Origin of the sequence: Streptomyces sp. SID486, assembly GCF_009865385.1 — a bacterium.
Classification (GTDB): Bacteria; Actinomycetota; Actinomycetes; order Streptomycetales; family Streptomycetaceae; genus Streptomyces.
Map to the genome: position 1 here is coordinate 1 of NZ_WWJT01000703.1, position 201 is coordinate 201.

1 protein-coding gene is annotated in these 201 nt (G+C 73.1%); it reads right to left on the minus strand.

All coding sequences use genetic code 11. The annotated features are described in order from the left end of the window. Positions 1–201: amino acid adenylation domain-containing protein (locus tag GT045_RS33005; protein ID WP_161297756.1), on the minus strand; the 201-nt coding region annotated here is incomplete at both ends.

The window sequence follows — 201 nt, forward strand, 5'->3', positions numbered from 1 at the left end:
GGGCGCGGGCAGGGCCTTGCGGTCCACCTTGCCGTTGCCGGTCAGCGGGATCGCGTCCATCGGCACGAAGACCGACGGGACCATGTACTCCGGCAGCGCCGAACCGGCGTGCCGGCGCAGGTCCTTGAGATCGAGGGCGGAGTCCGCGGCCACGAGGTAGGCGACGAGGCGCTTGTCGCCGGGCCGGTCCTCGCGGACGGT